Source organism: Acinetobacter sp. ANC 4216, from assembly GCF_004331195.1.
GTDB classification, from domain to species: domain Bacteria; phylum Pseudomonadota; class Gammaproteobacteria; order Pseudomonadales; family Moraxellaceae; genus Acinetobacter; species Acinetobacter kookii.
The window spans coordinates 1-19,283 of the sequence record NZ_SJOC01000008.1 but is presented as its reverse complement, the minus strand read 5'-3'; the positions used below and the strand labels follow the sequence as shown (position 1 = coordinate 19,283).

General features: G+C 39.3%; 21 protein-coding genes and 1 pseudogene. 13 read left to right on the top strand and 9 right to left on the bottom strand.

Annotated features, from left to right (window positions below; translation table 11 throughout):
* The first annotated feature begins 15 nt into the window (after window positions 1-15).
* Genes tssK through E0H88_RS07775 form a run of 4 tightly spaced genes read left to right on the top strand, consistent with a single transcriptional unit; the run spans window position 16 to window position 3,624 of the window.
* The gene (tssK, locus tag E0H88_RS07790; RefSeq protein WP_131273717.1) at window positions 16-1,380 is read left to right on the top strand and encodes a type VI secretion system baseplate subunit TssK; all 1,365 of its coding nucleotides are present in this window, start codon (window positions 16-18) and stop codon (window positions 1,378-1,380) included.
* 11 nt (window positions 1,381-1,391) lie between these two features.
* Entirely contained in the window at window positions 1,392-2,192 is an 801-nt protein-coding gene (locus tag E0H88_RS07785) for a DotU family type IV/VI secretion system protein (RefSeq protein WP_131273716.1), read from the top strand.
* 23 nt (window positions 2,193-2,215) lie between these two features.
* Window positions 2,216-2,662 (top strand): hypothetical protein, encoded by a 447-nt coding sequence (locus E0H88_RS07780; RefSeq protein ID WP_131273715.1) that lies wholly within the window; start codon window positions 2,216-2,218, stop codon window positions 2,660-2,662.
* On the top strand, window positions 2,659-3,624 hold the full coding sequence (locus E0H88_RS07775; RefSeq protein WP_131273714.1) for a M15 family metallopeptidase: 966 nt from the start codon (window positions 2,659-2,661) through the stop codon (window positions 3,622-3,624). The genes E0H88_RS07780 and E0H88_RS07775 overlap by 4 nt, the downstream gene beginning before the upstream one ends.
* Window positions 3,625-3,649: 25 nt before the next feature.
* On the opposite strand, the gene E0H88_RS07770 is transcribed toward E0H88_RS07775, so the two are convergent.
* The 5 genes and pseudogenes from E0H88_RS07770 to E0H88_RS07750 form a co-directional block, all read right to left on the bottom strand.
* Window positions 3,650-4,414 carry an alpha/beta fold hydrolase gene (locus tag E0H88_RS07770; protein WP_131273713.1) on the bottom strand — a complete coding sequence of 255 codons (765 nt, stop codon included), beginning with the start codon at window positions 4,412-4,414 and terminating at the stop codon, window positions 3,650-3,652.
* Between the two features lie 228 nt (window positions 4,415-4,642).
* A pseudogene (locus E0H88_RS07765) lies at window positions 4,643-4,846 on the bottom strand (MBL fold metallo-hydrolase); the annotation flags it as partial.
* A 288-nt stretch (window positions 4,847-5,134) separates the two neighbouring features.
* Entirely contained in the window at window positions 5,135-5,884 is a 750-nt protein-coding gene (locus E0H88_RS07760) for an ATPase (protein WP_131273712.1), read from the bottom strand.
* 4 nt (window positions 5,885-5,888) lie between these two features.
* On the bottom strand, window positions 5,889-6,146 hold the full coding sequence (locus tag E0H88_RS07755) for a hypothetical protein (RefSeq protein WP_131273711.1): 258 nt from the start codon (window positions 6,144-6,146) through the stop codon (window positions 5,889-5,891).
* A 139-nt stretch (window positions 6,147-6,285) separates the two neighbouring features.
* Entirely contained in the window at window positions 6,286-6,651 is a 366-nt protein-coding gene (locus E0H88_RS07750) for an immunity protein Imm33 domain-containing protein (protein WP_092818132.1), read from the bottom strand.
* A 127-nt stretch (window positions 6,652-6,778) separates the two neighbouring features.
* Between E0H88_RS07750 and E0H88_RS07745 the strand changes: the two genes are divergently transcribed.
* On the top strand, window positions 6,779-7,399 hold the full coding sequence (locus E0H88_RS07745; RefSeq protein ID WP_131273710.1) for a LexA family protein: 621 nt from the start codon (window positions 6,779-6,781) through the stop codon (window positions 7,397-7,399).
* A gap of 121 nt (window positions 7,400-7,520) precedes the next feature.
* On the opposite strand, the gene E0H88_RS15905 is transcribed toward E0H88_RS07745, so the two are convergent.
* Entirely contained in the window at window positions 7,521-7,661 is a 141-nt protein-coding gene (locus tag E0H88_RS15905; protein WP_165493300.1) for a hypothetical protein, read from the bottom strand.
* A gap of 333 nt (window positions 7,662-7,994) precedes the next feature.
* Between E0H88_RS15905 and E0H88_RS07740 the strand changes: the two genes are divergently transcribed.
* The 4 genes from E0H88_RS07740 (at window position 7,995) to accC (ending at window position 11,819) form a co-directional block, all read left to right on the top strand.
* Window positions 7,995-9,311 (top strand): Y-family DNA polymerase, encoded by a 1,317-nt coding sequence (locus E0H88_RS07740; protein WP_131273709.1) that lies wholly within the window; start codon window positions 7,995-7,997, stop codon window positions 9,309-9,311.
* 237 nt (window positions 9,312-9,548) lie between these two features.
* Window positions 9,549-10,004 (top strand): type II 3-dehydroquinate dehydratase, encoded by a 456-nt coding sequence (aroQ, locus tag E0H88_RS07735; protein ID WP_092818135.1) that lies wholly within the window; start codon window positions 9,549-9,551, stop codon window positions 10,002-10,004.
* Between the two features lie 16 nt (window positions 10,005-10,020).
* Entirely contained in the window at window positions 10,021-10,437 is a 417-nt protein-coding gene (locus E0H88_RS07730) for an acetyl-CoA carboxylase biotin carboxyl carrier protein (protein ID WP_131273708.1), read from the top strand.
* Between the two features lie 17 nt (window positions 10,438-10,454).
* Window positions 10,455-11,819, top strand: a complete 1,365-nt coding sequence (gene accC, locus E0H88_RS07725; protein WP_092818137.1) for an acetyl-CoA carboxylase biotin carboxylase subunit — start codon at window positions 10,455-10,457, stop codon at window positions 11,817-11,819.
* Window positions 11,820-11,906: 87 nt separating this feature from the next.
* On the opposite strand, the gene E0H88_RS07720 is transcribed toward accC, so the two are convergent.
* Complete coding sequence (locus E0H88_RS07720) at window positions 11,907-12,386, bottom strand: hypothetical protein (protein ID WP_092818138.1); 480 nt, start codon at window positions 12,384-12,386, stop codon at window positions 11,907-11,909.
* Window positions 12,387-12,687: 301 nt separating this feature from the next.
* Here E0H88_RS07720 and E0H88_RS07715 point away from each other — a divergent pair, with 301 nt between their 5' ends.
* Window positions 12,688-14,121, top strand: coding sequence for a GGDEF domain-containing protein (locus tag E0H88_RS07715; RefSeq protein ID WP_425122034.1), 1,434 nt, complete (start codon window positions 12,688-12,690; stop codon window positions 14,119-14,121).
* Window positions 14,122-14,211: 90 nt separating this feature from the next.
* Here the strand turns inward: E0H88_RS07715 and E0H88_RS07710 are convergent, their stop codons facing one another.
* On the bottom strand, window positions 14,212-15,369 hold the full coding sequence (locus tag E0H88_RS07710) for an MFS transporter (RefSeq protein WP_092818139.1): 1,158 nt from the start codon (window positions 15,367-15,369) through the stop codon (window positions 14,212-14,214).
* Window positions 15,370-15,952: 583 nt separating this feature from the next.
* Here E0H88_RS07710 and E0H88_RS07705 point away from each other — a divergent pair.
* Both E0H88_RS07705 and E0H88_RS07700 read left to right on the top strand, forming a co-directional pair.
* A complete protein-coding gene (locus E0H88_RS07705; RefSeq protein WP_502699719.1) occupies window positions 15,953-17,167 on the top strand; it encodes an alpha/beta fold hydrolase in 1,215 nt (404 codons plus the stop codon).
* A gap of 834 nt (window positions 17,168-18,001) precedes the next feature.
* Window positions 18,002-18,442: an META domain-containing protein gene (locus tag E0H88_RS07700; protein WP_092818141.1), complete on the top strand. Its 441-nt coding sequence runs from the start codon at window positions 18,002-18,004 to the stop codon at window positions 18,440-18,442.
* A 102-nt stretch (window positions 18,443-18,544) separates the two neighbouring features.
* Here E0H88_RS07700 and E0H88_RS15900 read toward each other — a convergent pair whose 3' ends face one another.
* Window positions 18,545-18,709, bottom strand: a complete 165-nt coding sequence (locus tag E0H88_RS15900; RefSeq protein ID WP_165493299.1) for a hypothetical protein — start codon at window positions 18,707-18,709, stop codon at window positions 18,545-18,547.
* 350 nt (window positions 18,710-19,059) lie between these two features.
* On the opposite strand from E0H88_RS15900, the gene E0H88_RS07695 reads away from it, so the two are divergent.
* Window positions 19,060-19,283: transposase (locus tag E0H88_RS07695; protein WP_131273706.1), on the top strand; the 224-nt coding region annotated here is incomplete at its 3' end.

Genomic DNA, 19,283 nt, shown 5'->3' with positions numbered 1-19,283 from the left:
TAATGGGTAAATTTAATGTTTAAAGCAGAAAAAATTCTTTGGGGCGAAGGCTTATTTTTACGTCCACAACATTTTCAATTACAAGATGCCTATCATGAACAGCGCTTGAATCACACCATCCGCTCTACCATTCCTTTTGCTTATGGCATTCAATCTATTCAATTTGATGAGGTGCAATTAAGTACTCATGTTCTGGCTTTAGAAAAAGTGGATATGCTTTGGCAAGATGGCGAAATTTACCAGGCGCCGGCACGTGACTTATTACCAGAGCCCATTCAACTGGATAATTTAAATTTACGGGGAGAAATGACAGTCTATTTGGCCTTGCCGATGATTCAACCCAATAAACGAAATGTCTCTTTTGAGGAAAGCAGCCAGCCTAGCCGTTATCACTCACACTTCACTGAAACGCATGATTTATTTACCGATGCTACAGCCGCAGATATTACTTTATTAAGACGCCGTGCAGAATTTAAATTACTCGAATCTGGCACTGAACCCAATCATGACCTGGATGGATTTCTGTATTTAGCAGTAGCAAAAGTTAAACGGCAAAGTTCGGGAAATTTTGAATTTGATTGCAAGTTTATTCCACCGATCTTGCATATTGAGGCATCTGCGAGCCTGATGTCAGGTTTAAAACGTAGCCTGAATATCATTAAAGCGAAAATTAAGGCCATTCAAAGCAACAATCGTGAAAATGAGCAAAAACTCATAGAGTTCCGTTCCGGTGATATTGTTTCTTTCTGGCTAGTGAATGCCTTAAACACCGCACATGCCTCCCTGAATCATCTTTTACAATATCCACATATTCATCCTGAACGTTTGTTTTTTGAATTACTGCGTTTAACCGGATCACTGCTGACCTTTTCTACAGCCTATGCAGTGGATCAGTTACCTTATTATAAACATCATCATTTACAGGAAAGCTTTTCACAGCTCGATGCCATTCTGCGCGATTTACTCGATACCATTATTTCAAATCGCTATATCAGCATTGCCTTAAAAGAGGCACGTCCCTCCTATTGGATTGGAAGTCTGGAATCCGACAAAATTACGCGTGACACGCGACTGTATATTGCCGTTTCGAGTGGTCTAATGCAAAGCCATGAGCTGGTTCAGTTGGTACCCCTTCGTTTTAAAGTAGGTAATTCTGTGGATGTCGAACAGCGTGTTGTAGCTGCCCTTCCCGTCATTCCATTACATCATCTCATGCAGGTTCCCACTGCAATTCCAGTACGTTCTGGTGTCAGTTATTTTGAAGTTGAGCCTAACAATGAATTATATCAACGCATGTTGGATGCTGAATCCATGTGTATTTATATCCCAGCCGGCTTTCAGGATATTTCGGTTGATGTCATTGCAGTGATGAATAGCTAAGGAATCCGTATATGAATAATCAAGTGCCTTCACTATTTGAGAATGATCAAACGGGTTGGAGATTAGACTCAACGACAACTCCATCTCAAGTCACAAGTACAACAAATCTTGTTGATTTATTACATGAGGGTTTCTATGTGATTTTTCTATTGAAGAATCAATATATTCCAGTCAATCCAGATGAGTTTCGGGAGAAAATTTTAACCTTGTTAAATCATTTTGAGAATCAGGCGCGAAAACTGCACTTTTCAGCAGCGGATATTCATGATGCAAAATATGCTTATTGCGCATTGCTCGATGAAACCATTGTAACTCAACAAGATGTACAATTTTTTGATTTACAGAATTACTGGATGGTCAGCCCTTTACAATTAAGCCTTTTTGGCTCGCAACTTGCTGGCTATCGTTTTTTTGAAATTCTGGAATCGCTACGTAGTCTGGGTAAAGAACGTCTCGCAGCCCTAGAAGTCTTTCATTACTGCATGCTACTTGGCTTTCATGGAAAATTTCGAATTGAATCCCTACAAAGTTTGAATCACCTGGTGGCTCGGGTTGGCGATGAAATTGATTTCTTAAAAGGCAAAAAAACCGCTTTTTCGCCCTTTTCTGCTTTACCTGACCAAATTAGGCATGTCATTCATCGAGAATTACCTTTTTTCTGGATTTTAATCTTTTTGGCATTTTTTACTTTAATGTCATTTGTATGCTTGAATTTTATGCTTCTAAATCAAAATCATAAATCATTATCTATTTATCAGAATATTATCAGTCAGCCTGCCGAACAGGCTTATATCACCATTTATTTACCCTAAAAATTTAAAAAGAAAATTTGAACATGGCCGCCCTAAAACCGAAATTTTTAAGAATATTTCAGCCTAAAAAAGAGCCACATCATTTAGCCGTTCCCTCTAGACGTTCAGGATTTTGTTCTGGCGATAATTTTAGTGCCACTGTGGGTTATATTTATTTAAACAGTTTCGATCATCAGAAAATTCAAGGTCATTCTGCATTTAGCAATATAGATCTGTCCAAACAAGAGGTTTTAGAATATAAGAAAAATAGGGATCAAACATACTCATCCCATAATAACAGTGTGGCTAAAATAGCGACAACGACTATAATTGCCACCCCTCTCGCCAATATGAGATTGATAAATCAACCCGTCAGCTCTAGAAAAAATCCAGCAAAAGATCTTAAACCGGAGGAATTGTCGCAAGCTGCTAAAAATTTTTTTGAGATTAAAACACTCCTCATACTCGCAGAAACCGCCGTATCTCCATGACGATTACTATTTTTACTTGTTTTATTATATTGGCGTGCAGTCTGGCCTGGTTATTTTCCTATGATTTACGTCTTAAAGCACAAGACTTCATTTTCATTCTTATTCTGCAAAGTAAGAAACAATTCTATTCTGCCCGGGAATTTGCTCAGCAGTTCAATGATGCAGCTGCACCTAAACAACTCCAGTCATATTGGCATTTACAACAATGGTGGATACTGGTTGCGGGTCTTTCACTATTTTCCAGCATCTTGATTTTTGCTTTTACCCGTCCCGTAACTCCCACTAAAATTGAAACAGATTATTTAAGGTCAGTTGATCCTCAAATTTATGCATTGCTCGATGGGCAAATACTTGCACCGCCTCCTGAAGTAGAACAATCCTTGATTGAAGAAGCCATTATTTCTGCACGTCATATTGAGGCTAGTCAGTTCAGTGTTCAGGCAAAAACATTTAACTCCAATATAGAAAGTTTAGCGACTTCACATTTACATGGTGATCTCGTATCCGCCGATCGTAAATGGCATAAAATGAATCCACGTTATAAACAACGTTTATTGATGGTATTTAAAATCATGCAACAACGTTATGGCTATGAAATGGTTTTACTAGAAGGTTACCGTAGTCCAGAGCGCCAGAATGCCTTGGCTGGCAACAGTCATATTACCCGTGCCAAAGGCTTTCAAAGTTATCACCAATTTGGCCTGGCTGCCGATATTGCATTTAAACGGAATGGTAAAGTGGTTATTTCAGAACGTGATCCCTGGGCAATGCAAGGTTATCGGTTATATGGAACAGTTGCAGAATCAGTCGGTTTAACTTGGGGTGGCCGTTGGACATCCATTCAAGATTATGGTCATAGTGAGTATCGTATGCCCGGACTCAAAAAAACAGCCGCAATGGCTGAACAGTTAACTGCGGACAGTCAACTGTTGGCCAATCATCTACATGACGCTTTTGAATAACAGCAAATCTATTTGATATCTAAACTTAATTTAGATATTGATTCATTTCATCCAGAACCTGTTGCGTTTTTTCAGCGTGCAGCCAGTGTCCCGCATCTTCTACCACTGCTATTTTGGCATGGGGAAATTGCTGCTGGATTGCAGCAAAATGCTCATCCTTGCTTATATAGGCGGATTTTCCCCCGCGAATAAACAGGGCCTCTTTTGGCCATGGCTGGATCGTCTTCCAATTCAGGATTTCTGAATAATGATGGAATAAAGCATCGACATTAAATAACCATTGTCCCTTATTAAAGGATTTCATTAGAAATTGGATCACCATTTCTTCATGTAAATACTCACGCATAATTTGGGTCGCCTGTTGCCGACTTTCAATCTGGGCATTTTTGACGGCAAATAAAGCTTTAAAAATTTGCTCATGATGACTTTCCTGATAGGCAAATGGTGCCATATCCAGAACAATCAATTGTTCTAATCGCTGCCCTGCCTGACTTGCCAATTGCATGGCAATTTTTCCACCCATGGAATGACCAATAGCAGAAAATTTTTGAATATTTAAAGAATCTAGTGTTTCCAGAATATCTGATGCCATGACAGCATAATTCATTTCTGTTGCATGTGCTGAATGACCATGATTGCGGACATCAATTTGAATGACTGAATGAGAGTCATAATATGCACGTGCCAGCATGCCTAAATTAGTTAAACTGCCAAAGAGACCATGAATAAATACCAGCGTATTTTTTGCTGTAGCGACTTCGTTAAGATGTATTTGGTGATTTAAAATCATGGACGTCTTTCATTACTTTTTAGATGAAATTATTTTTGAGTAAATCAGGAATTTAATCAACTGCCAATTTTTTAAAATATTTTTTTTGCTTAGGCTATTTATGGAGGTAAAAAATGAGTAATTTGTGTTGTTTGGGCAAGCAGTTCAAAAGAACATTGAAGTAAAATTTTAAGATGACAAAATCAGGCTCAATGTTCTTTTTAAGCCTAATGTTTACTCTAAATTTAATTATTTAAAATAATTCAGAGGCAATTTTAAATAGCGGATACCGTTGGCTTCAGGTGCAGGCAACCGCCCTCCATCCATATTGATTTGAATTGCAGGTAAAATCAGTTTAGGCATGGACAAAGTCGCATCACGGCGGTTACGCATCTCAACAAAACCCGTTTTTGTTGTATTTTCATTTAGGAAAATATTTCTTGTATAGCGCGTTATTCTTTTCTAACTTGAGGTTAATAATCGTGATAACATGACAAAGAAAAAACCCGGAGTTGATTATTCAACTGATAAATTTTTGAATGGAGTTGAATCAAGTAACTGTACTGCCCTTTTAGAAGAATTACACAATAATTGGTATGGAAATAAACTTCAAAAAGTCATTTTGCTTAGGCTATTTTAATGTGCATACTCTATGATTAAATCAGCCTGCATCGTTTTTCTTGTTGCTGACGGCGCATCATAATCCACTATATTGTCATACCTGCTCTGGATCATTTTTTATTATTCTATAAATTCTTTGAGTACTTTTTCTGCAAACCACCACGGTAACTGTTGAACTTCCGGATTCATTTTCAATGTTTCGGCCGATTCAATTTCAGCAATAAAAGCCGCTTTTTCACCGTTAGAAGAGTTATCAAACAAATAGGTACGATCACTGGCATCAATCGCCTGCATAAGCAAATCCATACTGCGGTAATAACGCTCCACAATCTTTTGCTCTGGAACAGAATGTCCACCCACACTCACCCGGTATTTCACCCGGGCAATATTAATTCGTGGGTCAACCGTAGAAACATAATATAAATAGGTTTTAAAACCCTGCAGCTGCGCTTGTTGTAAAAACTCAACCTTAGAGATATGCGACATTACCGTTTCAAAGGTGAAACTGATTTTTAAGCGCAAAAATTCCAGGCGGATATAGTCAATAATCCGTGCACAAAGATAAGAATCGATTTCGGATTCATGAAACTGGATATTCGATTCATCAACTACCCAAGGCTCTTGTTGCAGTAAAGGAATGAGTTGTCCGGATTGAGGGCGTTTTTTCTGCTTAAGGAAAGCAATCAAAGCTTGGGCCGTTAATGCGGGATGATAGGTCTTTAAATCCAGGCGTTGACTCAAGCGAAGATTCTGTTCCAGTTCATCGGCATTTAAATAAGCCCCAATATGATGGGGCAATAAATATTCCTTGACTGTGCTCTTTCCAGACCCATTCGGACCGGCAAACATCCTTATTCTTGGTGGAGGCATTCAGTTATACAGCTGCCTCTTGTTTTCTCTTGCGTTTTAAAATTTTAGGAAGATCATTCACATTTGTATATGCCTGATGCAAGTCCGCAATCACGGTTTCCTGTCCATTTACTTCGCGTTGTAATAGTTGCTGTTCTTTTGCATACACGACCGTTGCTGCCGTACATGCTTTGTTAAAGGCATGACGGAAAGCATGTATGGCAAGTTTAGGAATCATCTCATCCTCATATTTGCCTGCTTTCATGATGGTATAAGCTGTCATGGAACAACTCCCGTTACACAAGGTGTATTTGCTTATTATATTAACATAGCCGCAATAATTGTCTATAAATACACCAACATAGAAATGTAACGCTTTGCAGTGAATCTGATCCGAAACTACTGGTTCAGTGGTTCATGCATCATTGATCTTCTTTCCACACATCTTCATAGTCTTCACGATCAATCATAAAACGGAAACCTTCAGCCAAAGCCAGGTATGGCAGCGCTTCAGGTAAAATATCCTGTAACTCGCGAACCGTCATGGTCTGGAAAAAGTCTTCTCCTTCTTCCAGCTCGCCCCCGTAAATAAACCAGCCAATGTTTTCATCTGTTTCAGGCTTTTTACGAATCCCGACAATGGGTTCTTTATTTAAAGTTTGAACTGCAACGGCGACAACATCATCACCACTGACCTGGATATAGGCAGAATCAAATTCTTCACACAATAACTTTTGTTCTGCAATCAGTTCTTCTAAGGGTGAAAGTTGTGGGGATTTTTTTGACATTGCATTTCTCTGGCATATAAAACCGAATAGCGACAGTTTAACTTAGAACGATTTAGCATGGCTAAACTTTTTATTTGCAGGATTTTTTGTTAAGCTTGAAAAAGTTACAAAATCAAAAAAGATTAAAATGAAACTTCAAGATACAACAGAATTCGCAAGCAGCGCTGGGCATGGTCACGGCGGTAGACGTAAAAATTCTGGCCGCAAAACCCAGTATCAGGAAAAAACCGTTGTGATGCGCGTACCCGAGTCTAAAGTATCTGAAATCAAGGCATGGTTAAAGCCCAAACCTGCCGATGACCGTAGTCGGCAGATCGAACTGCATCCTATACAGATTCAAACCCGACTCGATATTCCCTATCCGCTGGAATCGGTTGCTGCCGGTTTTCCCTCTCCGGCTCAGGATTACACTGAAGATGTCATCGATTTGAACCAATACCTGGTGCATAACCCCTCAAGTACTTTTGTATTACGGGTCAATTCATTGTCGATGAAAAATGCAGGCATAGACATTGATGACCAGATTCTAATTGACCGTAGCTTGAAACCAGAACACGGCGATATCGTTTTGGCCTTAATCAATAATGAATTTACCGTTAAACGACTGATGAAAGAGAAACAGAAAAATGGGGAACTGAAAATCTGGCTAAAAGCAGAAAACCCTGAATACCCGGATATTTATTTACGCAGCGAAGAACAGCTGACGATCTGGGGTGTAGTGACCTGTATTTTAAAAAAATTACGCTAATAAATTTTATGAGTGGGTATATAACCGGAACAGATCAAAATTTTACTTTTAACATAAATAGACAGATAAAAGCCCCAAGTAAACTTGAGGCTTCATCATAAATCCTAAGCAAGCTTTAGGATTATTTTTGCTGTTGAGGGTTTTTTTGCTGCTGTTGGCGTTGATTGCCCTGGTTTTGCTGACGTTGATTGTCTTGCTGCTGCTGTTGCTGTTGATGCTTTTGATTTTCGCTTTGCTGGTTCGATTGTTGTTGATTAGCCATTTTCATATCCATCCTTTCGATTGATTACTAGCATGGAGTGCTAGGGATATGCCGTATGTATTACGACTCTTATTAATCTAGCGGATATTTCCCGTTAACCAACCCGCAAACTGTATCGACTTAATTCATTGTAATGATCAAAATATTAATTGACTGATTTTTAGTGCATCGACAAATCTAATCTTTACGCTATTAACGCTAATTACACTGAACCTTACATGCTGCTCAAGCTCTTTATCGAATGGACTCTTGATTCTCTGCATTTTTAAAATTTGAAATTTATAAACGATTTTATTATCCTTACTTGAAAACGTTACAATTTCAAAAACAAAAATGAACCAGAAACTTTTTGCCTTAATTGATATCAATAATTGCTATGTCAGCTGTGAACGGGTATTTAATCCCCGTCTAAATGGCCAGCCTGTGGTTGTACTCTCCAACAACGACGGCTGTGTGGTTTCCCGAAGTAATGAAGCCAAGGCCTTAAATATCGGCATGGCCGTGCCTTGGTATGAGGTCGAGCAACAGGCTTTGGCAGCAGGTGTAAAAGTATTTTCCAGTAATTACGCTTTATATGCAGATATGTCACGGCGCTTTTTTTCGATTCTGGAACAGCATTTCCATCCGGATGACCTGGAACCTTATTCGATTGATGAGTGCTTTATTCAGCTCGGCAGTTATGCAGAATATTTTAATGTAGAGCAATATTGCCGGGATTTAATTCAGCGCATTGAGCAATGGTTGGGTTTGCCCTGCTGCATAGGCGTTGGCACAACCAAGACCCTAGCCAAACTGGCCAATTATTTTGCAAAGAAAAGAAGCGGCTTTCAGTCGCTCTGTTATTTACCGCATGTAGATTTATGCAGTTATGAAAGCCTGCTCTTAGAGACACCGGCTAGCGAGATTTGGGGGATTGGTCGTAAAATCAGCAAACAGCTTCAAGACTATGAAATTTATAATTGCTATGACTTAACTTTTGCCAATGAACATCATCTTGGCAAACAATTTTCGGTGATGATTGCACGGACGATTCGTGAACTAAAAGGTCAATCGTGTATTGCGCTCAATGACCCTGCAACACCGGCAAAAAACATCCTTTCATCACGAAGTTTTGCTTCTGCATTAACCGAAAAATCAATCATCAAACAGGCGGTCATTTTTCATGTCAACCGTGCCCATAAACGCTTAACCCAACAGCGACAACTTTGTGCCTGCGTACATGTTTCACTCTATGAAAAAATATCCGTTCCACCCTATAAAAAGAAGCTTTCTTATGCGCTAGGCCTGGAATATGCAAGCGATGACTTACTTGCCTTAAATGGCGCAGTATTAAAGCAAATAGATGTTTTATTTAAAGAAAACAAGAAATATATTAAAGTTGAAATCATGTTGAGTGCTTTGCATATTAAACAGCACTATATTCATGACTTATGGCAACCTTTAGCCCTGATTCAACAACGGGATAATTTAATGAACACCCTGTTGAAAATGCAACAACGCTATGGCTCGGATTGTATACAGGTTGGCTATCATTCTGCCAATCCGGCCTGGCAGATGAAACAGCAGCACCGCTCTCCACGCTACACCACCTGCTGGAAGGAACTGCTTACAATTCATGACTCTGCCCTGACTGTTACACAAAATAAATGAACTGTTTTGGTCAATTTAGCTTACAATGTAAGAAATAGTAATAATTATAAAAAATGTCATTTTTTAACATTGCCAATTACCTGCAAAGTTCTCATTATATAGCTCAGTTCTGACACATAGCTCTCGTATCAATTTTAAACAACTTATAATAGAAATACGGGAATATATGCCATAATACGCAAACTTTGCTGACATCTTGCAAGGTATATTTGCAAACTTATAATTGGAGCAAGCTGAATGAGCTTAACCATTTTGGTTATTCATGGACCGAATCTAAATTTACTCGGTATGCGTGAACCTGAGGTTTATGGAAACCTTACTCTAGACAATATAAATCAAAAGCTCATCGCTCAAGCTCAAAATGCATCTCTTTCCTTGGATACTTTTCAAAGTAACTGGGAAGGTGCAATTGTCGACCGAATTCATCAGGCACAAAAAGAAGGCGTTCAATTCATCATTATCAATCCTGCAGCTTTAACCCATACCTCTGTTGCAGTACGTGATGCGCTTCTTGGTGTTGCCATTCCCTTTATTGAAGTTCATTTGTCCAATGTACACGCACGTGAAGCATTCCGACACCATTCATATTTATCCGATAAAGCCGTTGGCGTTATTTGTGGTTTAGGTGCAAAAGGCTATAGCGCTGCACTGGACTTCGCCATCGATAAAATTCAACTCTCTACGCAATCATAATTAGGAATACTGTCTCATGGATATCCGTAAAATCAAGAAACTCATCGACCTGATGATTGAATCTGACTTACAAGCGATCGAAGTTAAAGAAGGTGATCAATCCATCGCCCTCACCCGTCGCAATCCTGTGGTAGCAGCAGCTGTTCCTGCAATGCCTGCAGCTGCACCTGCCGCACCTGCTGCAAAAACACCACGCGGCGCAGTTGAAACTTCTCCTATGGTTGGTGTGTTCTATGCAGCACCAAACCCGGGTGAAGCACCATTCGTCAAAGTGGGCCAAACCGTTTCTGCAGGCGAAACTCTGGGTATTATTGAAGCCATGAAAATCATGAACCCGATTGAAGCGACTCAAAGTGGCGTGATTGAAGAAATTCTGGTGAAAAATGGTGAAGTAATTCAATTCGGTCAACCATTGTTCCGCTATCGCGCCTAAAACCACGGGGACTCACAATGTTGCAAAAAGTTTTAATTGCAAACCGGGGTGAAATTGCTTTACGCATTACCCGAGCTTGCAGAACTTTAGGAATTAAAACCGTAGGTATTTATTCCGATGCCGATAAAGACCTGATGCATTTACGCTTTTGTGATGAAGCCGTATGTATCGGTCCGGGCGCAAGTAGCGAAAGCTATTTAAACATCCCGGCAATTATTACTGCTGCTGAAATTACCGGTGCAGATGCCATCCATCCTGGTTATGGCTTCTTGTCGGAAAATGCCGAGTTTGCAGAAATTGTTGAAAATTCTGGTTTTATCTTTATTGGTCCGCGTCCAGAACATATCCGCTTAATGGGGAACAAAGTTTCCGCCATTATTGCCATGAAAAAAGCCGGTGTACCAACCGTACCGGGCTGTGACCATGCAGTGACTATTCACAATGCTCTTGCAGAAGCCAAAGAAATTGGCTTTCCACTGATCGTTAAAGCCGCTTCTGGTGGTGGTGGTCGTGGTATGCGTATTGTTGAACGTGTCGACACCCTGCTTGAGTCGGTTCAGGCTGCACAGCGTGATGCTGAAATGTGGTTTGGTGATGACACGGTTTATATGGAACGCTTCCTGCAAAAACCGCGTCACGTCGAAGTTCAGGTTTTGGCAGATGGTAATGGCCATGCTATTCACTTGTATGATCGTGACTGTTCTTTACAGCGTCGCCATCAAAAAGTACTGGAAGAAGCTCCTGCTCCGGGCTTGCCTGAAGAAGCACGTGCTGAAATTTTAGAAGCCTGCGTTAATGCATGTAAACTCATGCAATACCGTGGTGCCGGTACATTCGAATTCCTGTTTGAAGATGGTGAATTCTTCTTCATTGAAATGAATACCCGTGTTCAGGTTGAACATCCGGTGACCGAAATGGTGACGGGTATTGATATCATTGAGCAACAATTACGTATTGCTGGCGGTCTCGGTCTTGAAATCCAACAAGATCAAGTGGAAGTACGTGGTCATGCCATAGAATGTCGTATTAATGCGGAAGATCCAACTACATTCCTTCCATCTCCGGGCAAAATTGAAAATTATTATGCCCCAGGTGGTGCCGGTATCCGTATGGATTCGCATATTTATCCAGGCTACAGCATTCCACCTTACTATGATTCAATGATTGCAAAACTCATTGCCCATGGTAAAGATCGTGAAACGACTATTGCCCGCATGAAACAGGCATTAGAAGAAACCATCCTGACTGGTGTTAAAACCAACATTCCTTTGCATAGGGATTTAATTCTGGAAGATGAGAATTTCTGTAAAGAAGCGATGGATATTCATTATCTGGAAAAACACTTGTTGAAAAAGCTGGAAGCTTATCAAGAAGCGTCTTAAATAAAGCATTAAGACTAAAAAACCGCTCTTTATGAGCGGTTTTTTATATTTATGAGCATATATTTATAAAATTATGAACAATCATCGTTAAGGCAATACACGGCGCAAGGTGGCAAAACATTGCTCGGCCTTTTCATTACTGCAGAAATTGATGGTCGAGGCATTTTTCCACTGCACGAAATATTGGGAAATCTCTCCAGTCTGATCTTCCTGCAAACCGGAACAATCCTTTTCATTATTGTCATACTTTACTTGCAAAACCAATGCAGACAATAAAGAACGTTCCTCTTGAGCCGGCTGAAAGTCATAAATTCCGGATGACCACTCCTGCCCACTTTTAATAATGACATTGTTATTCGCTTTAAAATTATAATATTCAATGCATTTATTATTGTTGGCCACTTGCATCCCCCATAAGCCCACAATTTCTGGACGAGTCACAATACGAATGGTATTCGAATTTTCAGCTCGATCCGTTTCTTCTGTTGCCACTACCGCTTGATTGTCATTTGCCATCGCAACAGATGCGCACAATGTAAGTAAAATTGTAAGATATGTTTTTTTCATGCATTCATTCAGTGCTAAAAATCCTTTGCTATAACTTAGCATATTTTTATGAAAAACCAGTATTTATCACCATATTATAACAATATAATTTCGTACTCTAACTGCACAGGAAAGCAAGTGGCTAAGTTGAAAAGAATCAATGCTTTTGGGAGATACTGAAGCAAGCCTCCCACTAATGATGCAGCGGCATCATCAATGTTCATTCGTCTTGAAAATATTTCTATTTAATCGTGAATATAGCAAAATAATTTTTTTAATACTTCTGACTAAGTCACCATCTTAGAGTGACAAGGATGTGATCTTGCATATTGTGCTGACTTCATCTAAATCATTTTCCATACAGCAACAGGTGAATGCCTTTTTTATCCTGGGTGCTGTGGTCCTGATTTGCTGTTTATGCGGGATTTTATCCAGGCCTGTCACCTTTTTAGCCTATCTATGGCCAGCAAATGCGGTTTTGCTGGGTCTATTTTTACGCTTTAAGCATTTAAACATCTGGGGTGGATGGTTAGGTGCCTTTAGCGCTTACATGCTGGCAGATTTAATGACGGGCAGTTCTTTGCAACTGACCTTTATTCTTAGCCTCTCAAATCTGATGAATGTCACGGTTTCATTGTTTCTTATCAACTTCTGGACATTAAATTATCACAATTACAATCAGGGCTTTACCTTCTTATATTTATTTATCATTTGTGCATTAGGAGGCAGCCTGGTCAGTGCCCTGTTTGCCATAGCTACAGTTCCTTATCTTTCTGATACTTTCATGTCCACGCAACGTCTGGGAGTGGATTTTGGCATGTGGTGGGCTGGTGAAATTGTCAATTATATTACCATTTTGCCAATTATTTTATTTTTTCCCACCCTGAATGAAATGGGTAAAAAATTTAAAAATATGAAGCTTAAACAGTTCCGGTTAACTAAACTGCTCCCGCTGGTTGCCATTGTAATTTCCGTGACTTTTACCCATATTTTCTTTGGGCCGGGTGCCTTACTTTATCCTCTGGCTGCATTAATCTGGGCAGCATTGAGTTATCCCATTTTTAGCGTTGCCCTGATCAACAGCATTGTCTGTTTAGTGACTTATCATAGTCTGACTTATTTTTACTTATCGGAGTCATCATCGGCATATTTAACCACCACCATTTCCGTACGTATTGGTTTATGTATGCTCGGTTTAGCCCCTCTCATTCTTTGCATTATTACCAGTAATCGCCGTGAACTTTACAAAAAAGTGTTACATCTAGCCAATCATGACAGCTTGACCAACACCATAAACAGACGTCATCTTTTTGAAAAAGGTGAAAGATATCTAAGTGAAGCTAAAAGCCATACGGTTTCATTGATTATGCTCGATCTGGATCATTTTAAAAAAATGAATGACCAATATGGACATCATATCGGGGATTTGGTTCTCAAACATTTTTCGCAACTGGTGGAAGACAATATCCGGACCAATGAACTTTTCGCCCGTATAGGGGGTGAAGAATTTCTGATCCTCCTCATGAATACGACTTTACAGGAAACCCAAACTATTGCTGAAAGAATCCGGATTAAAACCGAGCTAACCCCGATGCAACTGCCTGATGGAGATTTATTGTTTATTACCACCAGTATTGGTATTGCCCATCAAAGCTTGCCTACCGAGCTGAGCTTGCAACATATTATTAATCAGGCAGATCATGCCCTGTATCGTTCAAAAGCTTTGGGACGCAATCAGATCACCATTGCTTCTTAATATAAAACCGGTTGCATACTGCCCAGAACCATAGCACAGCAACAATCTTGTCATTAACTACGTAGAATGCTGACTTTTCTTTACGGTTTTTTAGCTTTGCTGGATATCTTTCGGTAGCCAGCGTACAAACAGCAAACCCACAGCTGTTGAAAGCCCAGCCAGAACAAAAACCATTTCGCCGGAGATGACTTGCCAATATTTTCCCGCCAGAATACTTCCTAAAGCCACGCCTAAACCCCACATGGTACTGTACATGGCCTGACCACGACCTTGCTGACCGGCAGAAAAGTTTTGAAAGATAATGCGCATGGCAATCATATGAAACAGGCCAAAACTAAAAGCGTGAATACTCTGGGCTAAGAACTGTGCCATAAAGAAATGAGGCAATAGTCCCACAACAATCCAGCGTGCACCGGTCAGGACCAGACACACACTGGCCAGACTGCGCCATGAAAAACGGGTTAAAAAAATATGCGCAAATGCAAACATAATAATTTCCGCAACCACCCCCACTGACCACAACAGGCCAATTTCAGTGGTCGAAAAACCTGTTTGATGCAAGTAGTTACTATAGAAACTATAAAATGGAGCATGGGAAAATAATAAAACAAATTCAATAGCAAAAAATGCAGCAACTACAGGTCGTTTTAATATCGGCATTAATGGTTCTAGTTTTTGTTGTGATCGCGGCGCTGTGCTGGGTTCTTTGATGCTAAAAGACCAAAGGAAAGCCAAAAATGCAATACACAACAACATCAGTGGCAGCATGGAAATAGGGACAATTTCAAGTAAGGCACCAATACCGAAAACGCCCACAATAAAACCCACCGAGCCCCATTTTCTTACTTTCCCATACAGCTGAGTACGCTTTTCAGCCAGCCAGAACAGCGTAACCCCTTCAAATTGCGCTAAAATGGCATTCTGAAAAAAGCTGAAAATCAGCATCAGCAATGCCACAGACTGGAAGGTATTTGGAATCAGAAAAATCATGAACCAGATACAGGCTTCCATCCAGGTGGCTATACGGACCAACAGCATTCTTTTGCCCGATTTATCGGCAATCCATCCCCAAATGAACGGTGCGAAAAAGCGGGTAATGATTGCGATTGAAGATAACAGTCCGATTTCTTGATAATTAAAGCCCTGATCTTCCAGATACAAATTCCAAAAAGGCATGAACGTACCGACTATGGAATAGTAGAAGAAGTAGAATCCTGCCAGTCTGTGCTGAATTGAAATAGGCTGCATTACATTGCATATCCTTGCATTATCAATAATTTAAATTCATTTAGGGTTGCATATATTTGCATATAACTGTCTATACCTGTATTTCAATATTTTAAAAAGTCATTAATTTTTAATATTTTATCACCAAGCACAGTGCAGGTAAAAAATTAAAAAAGTTGCGACATCATATAAAAAGCCGCCCGTTCAGATGGTCTATTTTATATAAGTAAATTATATTTCTGCTGTGACAGCCTTTTCAGTTCAAACAAGCGCAGAAATGGTTTGAACAACGAAAAAAATCAGGACAAAAAACTGGAAAAGTTTAGGCCTTAACAGCAATGGTCAAACATATGATTGCTTGCCGGGTGGACATGCGAAGAAATGTCTAAAGCAGAAAAAATAGGATTGAAAGCATGGAAATAAATTTAAGTCAGCCTCGAATGAGGGTCTCACTTTTAAAAAATAATTTATAGATGTAAGAGATTAAAGCCAAATACAGCATGGTATCTGCCTATTTTTATTTAATTTACAAACTTTGTTAATAGTTCATTCAGAAAGACAAGTAAAAACTGGTACATTAAAAATGACATTATAAAAAAGAAGGATGGTGCAAGTGATGAAAATTAAAGACCTTGTTCTCAAACTGACGGTGAGCTGCCTATGTTTAGGTTCAACATACGCAATTGCCTCGCCTGAACTTTCCAATAACAGTAAAATTCAAATATCAAATCTTCCCGCTAAAACACCCGGTACTCTATTATCCATACAAGCACAAAATACCAATCTATTTCCGAATGCATCACAACGCTTCCTAATTACCTATCGCAGCCGCGGAATACAGTCGGAACCAATTGTAGCTTCCGGATTTATTTTACTGCCTAAAGGAAAAGCACCAAAAGAAGGTTGGCCTATTTTAGCTTGGGCGCATGGTACAACAGGTGTTGCAGATACTTGTGCTCCTTCGAGTGATTATGTGGGTGGACCTGTTCATATATATCAACAAATAGCAGCAAAAGCTTTGAATGCCTGGCTTGCTCGTGGATATGCGGTGGTTGCACCAGACTATCAGGGCTTAGGTACACCAAGCGGACATCCCTATATGAATGCTCAAAGCCAATTACATACTGTAGTGGATGCTGTAAGGACGACACACCATTTAAAACCTTACAAATTTAATAAAAATTGGTATGTCATGGGGCATAGTCAAGGCGGGGCTGCATCTCTTGCTGTTGCAGCGTATGGACAAAAAGATGCACCCGAACTTAATTTGCGCGGGGCAATTGCCCTTGCTCCAGGCGGTTATCAATATGAAGGAATTGCAGAATATGTAGCAACCCACTCTCAAATTGACACCAGTGTTGCAGCATTTTTTCCAATCGTTCTTCTGGGAGCGGAAGCTGCAGACCCTAGCCTCGTTCCAGCAAATTTAGTTAGCCCGGAAATGGGGGAAATTCTTAATCAGGCACGTAGCCGCTGTTTATCCGAATTACAATCTGATCTGAAGCAAGCACCTAAAACTGTCTTTAAACCGAATGTAAATCTGACACCTTTGACCAATTATCTAAAGAAGCAGTCTATTGAGAATATGATCCCCACTGTGCCAGTTATGGTTGTTCAAGGTGAGAAAGATCAGTTAGTAGATTCACGCGGTACTTATGCCTACTATCAACAAATCTGCAAGATGGGAAAACCTATTGCGTTTTATCCTTTGAAAGAAGGCGACCATCGGGACTCCTTAAGACAAAGTGAATTTTTAATTGGAAATTTTATAAACTCAATTGAAAATAAAAAAAGCTTAAGCACTTGCAGTGCAAAATAGCTTAGATGCAATCTTAAGAATCAAGGTTATACGGGTTATTTATGGAATTCATAGACAGCATTTTGAATATAATGGATGTCTATGAACAGAGAAATTCAACAAAGATTCCTATAGGTCAAATTATTTGAAGAAACCAATAATGCTGGATGAGTTTGTCGGAGATGTGGTATTTCCAGACAGCTTTTACGCAAATGATGGAAACCATATACTGAACAAGGCATTGATGAATTAAATATCCTGCGTAAACGCCGTTAAAATCTTCTAATATCAAGTCAATGAACTGACGGTCTTCATATTAGAAATGCATTGGGCTAGAAATCTTGGGCTCGACCTTTACAAACAGAATGGATGAGGCTTCATGGAATCTCGCTGGCTTTAAAGACCATCCCTAAAGTCTTATCTCCCCCTCAAGTCAAAACGATTAGAAAATTCGTCCTAAAAATGAACGCATTCAAAACATCCCTTACAAAAGGATTTAAAGACCGCTAAATTGAAACGATCTATATGAATCATACACAATTTTTAAATGAACTTAATTGAAAGTTAATTATTTTAAAATCACGCTTTCCAGTTGACTATGATACCTGCAATTGCATGATTTGAAATGCATAATGTCAAAGACCTTAATGCTCTATTGCATTTTTAAAAATCAGTACAGATATAAACGGACTCACTTAAAAATTGCTGTTTCGTTTGAAAAATCCATGTTTATTTTTCGATCAGTTTATGTGGATTATTCGTTAATAATCAAATGAATTGAGAAATTTTTTATAAAATTATCATGTGTTGTTTGTCTCACAATTATCTTTTAGGTAAATCAATTGGAGAAAGCAAATGTTAAATAAAACGATGATCGCAAGCAGCTTCGCTGTCTCTATAGTTTTGGCAGGTTGTACGTCCTCAATGCTGAATCCTTCTACCGAAAGAAATTTAGCGAAATTGCAAAATAAAAACTGGGTGATGACCGAAATTAATCAAATGAATTATAAAGCCGACCCTACCTTATCCGCAGTTCCAACGCTTAGTTTTGGTCACAGCCAACTCAGCGGCAGTGATGGCTGTAACCAATTTATGGGTGGGTATGCCATAAAAGGCAACCAGATTAAATTTTCAAATTTGGTCACTACCGAAAAAGCCTGTTTAAATCCAACCGATTTACCGCAAAAATTTTCACAGGCGTTAAACCAGGTGGTCAGCTATGATGCGACCGATAGTGAATTAAAGCTCTTGGATAACAATCGTCGCGTGGTACTTAAGTTTAAGAACCTTAAATAGAGAATACGGATAAAACTTAGCCCTCACCAGAGGGCTTTTATTGATCAATCCTATTACCTGCATCATTCAAAAACACATTCCGCTTAAGAACAGAACAACATGTTATTTATGTTGTCTTTGCGGATTGTTTTGTTGATTGGGTTGTTGCTGCACATTGGACTGCTGGTTTTGCTGATTACCTTGCCGATTCTCTTGTTTTTCCTTTTGTTTGTCTCGATCGCGCTCTTGATTATGCTGGCTCATTTGAAGAGGTTGTTGATTAATCATTTGCATGTCCTTCCTCAATTTAGAATTTACATGAGCTAATCTACTATTTAATCTTTTTTATCCAATCTTAACTTTGTGTCAATTTCATTCAATGTAATTTAGATGCATCTATATGATTGATCTGCAACAAGGCGGTTTTAACCCTGTTAACATTTCTTTATGATATGACCGTTTTATCCAAGACAAAATCTATTCCCCTCCAATCAAATTGGAGTAAGTTAAACTATTCAGAACTGTCATTTTCGCTTGAGTTAACCGGTAAAATGCCTTAGGGGGTGTCCTCATTTGAAGAATTGGTTTTAAATACTTAAAATCCTCCTTTAAGCTCTTTTCATTTCTATATTTTTTCAATGGCACGTACTCTTCTCACCGATGATATTTGGCAGCAAATTCAAGATACTATGCGATTACACGGTTGTTACTGTTCAAAAAACAGTAGAAATATTATGGAAGCCATCTTATGGAAACTACGTACGGGTGCGACATGGCGTGATATTCCTCAAGAACTTTGCCCTTGGCAAACTGCTTACAATCGCTTTAATCGCTGGGCAAGTAAGGGATTATGGGATAAATT

Coding starts and splice junctions, on each gene's coding strand:
- tssK (WP_131273717.1), top strand. CDS start 16: ATGTTTAAAGCAGAAAAAATTCTTTGGGGCGAAGGCTTATTTTTACGT.
- E0H88_RS07785 (WP_131273716.1), top strand. CDS start 1,392: ATGAATAATCAAGTGCCTTCACTATTTGAGAATGATCAAACGGGTTGG.
- E0H88_RS07780 (WP_131273715.1), top strand. CDS start 2,216: ATGGCCGCCCTAAAACCGAAATTTTTAAGAATATTTCAGCCTAAAAAA.
- E0H88_RS07775 (WP_131273714.1), top strand. CDS start 2,659: ATGACGATTACTATTTTTACTTGTTTTATTATATTGGCGTGCAGTCTG.
- E0H88_RS07770 (WP_131273713.1), bottom strand. CDS start 4,414: ATGATTTTAAATCACCAAATACATCTTAACGAAGTCGCTACAGCAAAA.
- E0H88_RS07760 (WP_131273712.1), bottom strand. CDS start 5,884: ATGCCTCCACCAAGAATAAGGATGTTTGCCGGTCCGAATGGGTCTGGA.
- E0H88_RS07755 (WP_131273711.1), bottom strand. CDS start 6,146: ATGACAGCTTATACCATCATGAAAGCAGGCAAATATGAGGATGAGATG.
- E0H88_RS07750 (WP_092818132.1), bottom strand. CDS start 6,651: ATGTCAAAAAAATCCCCACAACTTTCACCCTTAGAAGAACTGATTGCA.
- E0H88_RS07745 (WP_131273710.1), top strand. CDS start 6,779: ATGAAACTTCAAGATACAACAGAATTCGCAAGCAGCGCTGGGCATGGT.
- E0H88_RS15905 (WP_165493300.1), bottom strand. CDS start 7,661: ATGGCTAATCAACAACAATCGAACCAGCAAAGCGAAAATCAAAAGCAT.
- E0H88_RS07740 (WP_131273709.1), top strand. CDS start 7,995: ATGAACCAGAAACTTTTTGCCTTAATTGATATCAATAATTGCTATGTC.
- aroQ (WP_092818135.1), top strand. CDS start 9,549: ATGAGCTTAACCATTTTGGTTATTCATGGACCGAATCTAAATTTACTC.
- E0H88_RS07730 (WP_131273708.1), top strand. CDS start 10,021: ATGGATATCCGTAAAATCAAGAAACTCATCGACCTGATGATTGAATCT.
- accC (WP_092818137.1), top strand. CDS start 10,455: ATGTTGCAAAAAGTTTTAATTGCAAACCGGGGTGAAATTGCTTTACGC.
- E0H88_RS07720 (WP_092818138.1), bottom strand. CDS start 12,386: ATGAAAAAAACATATCTTACAATTTTACTTACATTGTGCGCATCTGTT.
- E0H88_RS07710 (WP_092818139.1), bottom strand. CDS start 15,369: ATGCAGCCTATTTCAATTCAGCACAGACTGGCAGGATTCTACTTCTTC.
- E0H88_RS07705 (WP_502699719.1), top strand. CDS start 15,953: ATGGTGCAAGTGATGAAAATTAAAGACCTTGTTCTCAAACTGACGGTG.
- E0H88_RS07700 (WP_092818141.1), top strand. CDS start 18,002: ATGTTAAATAAAACGATGATCGCAAGCAGCTTCGCTGTCTCTATAGTT.
- E0H88_RS15900 (WP_165493299.1), bottom strand. CDS start 18,709: ATGATTAATCAACAACCTCTTCAAATGAGCCAGCATAATCAAGAGCGC.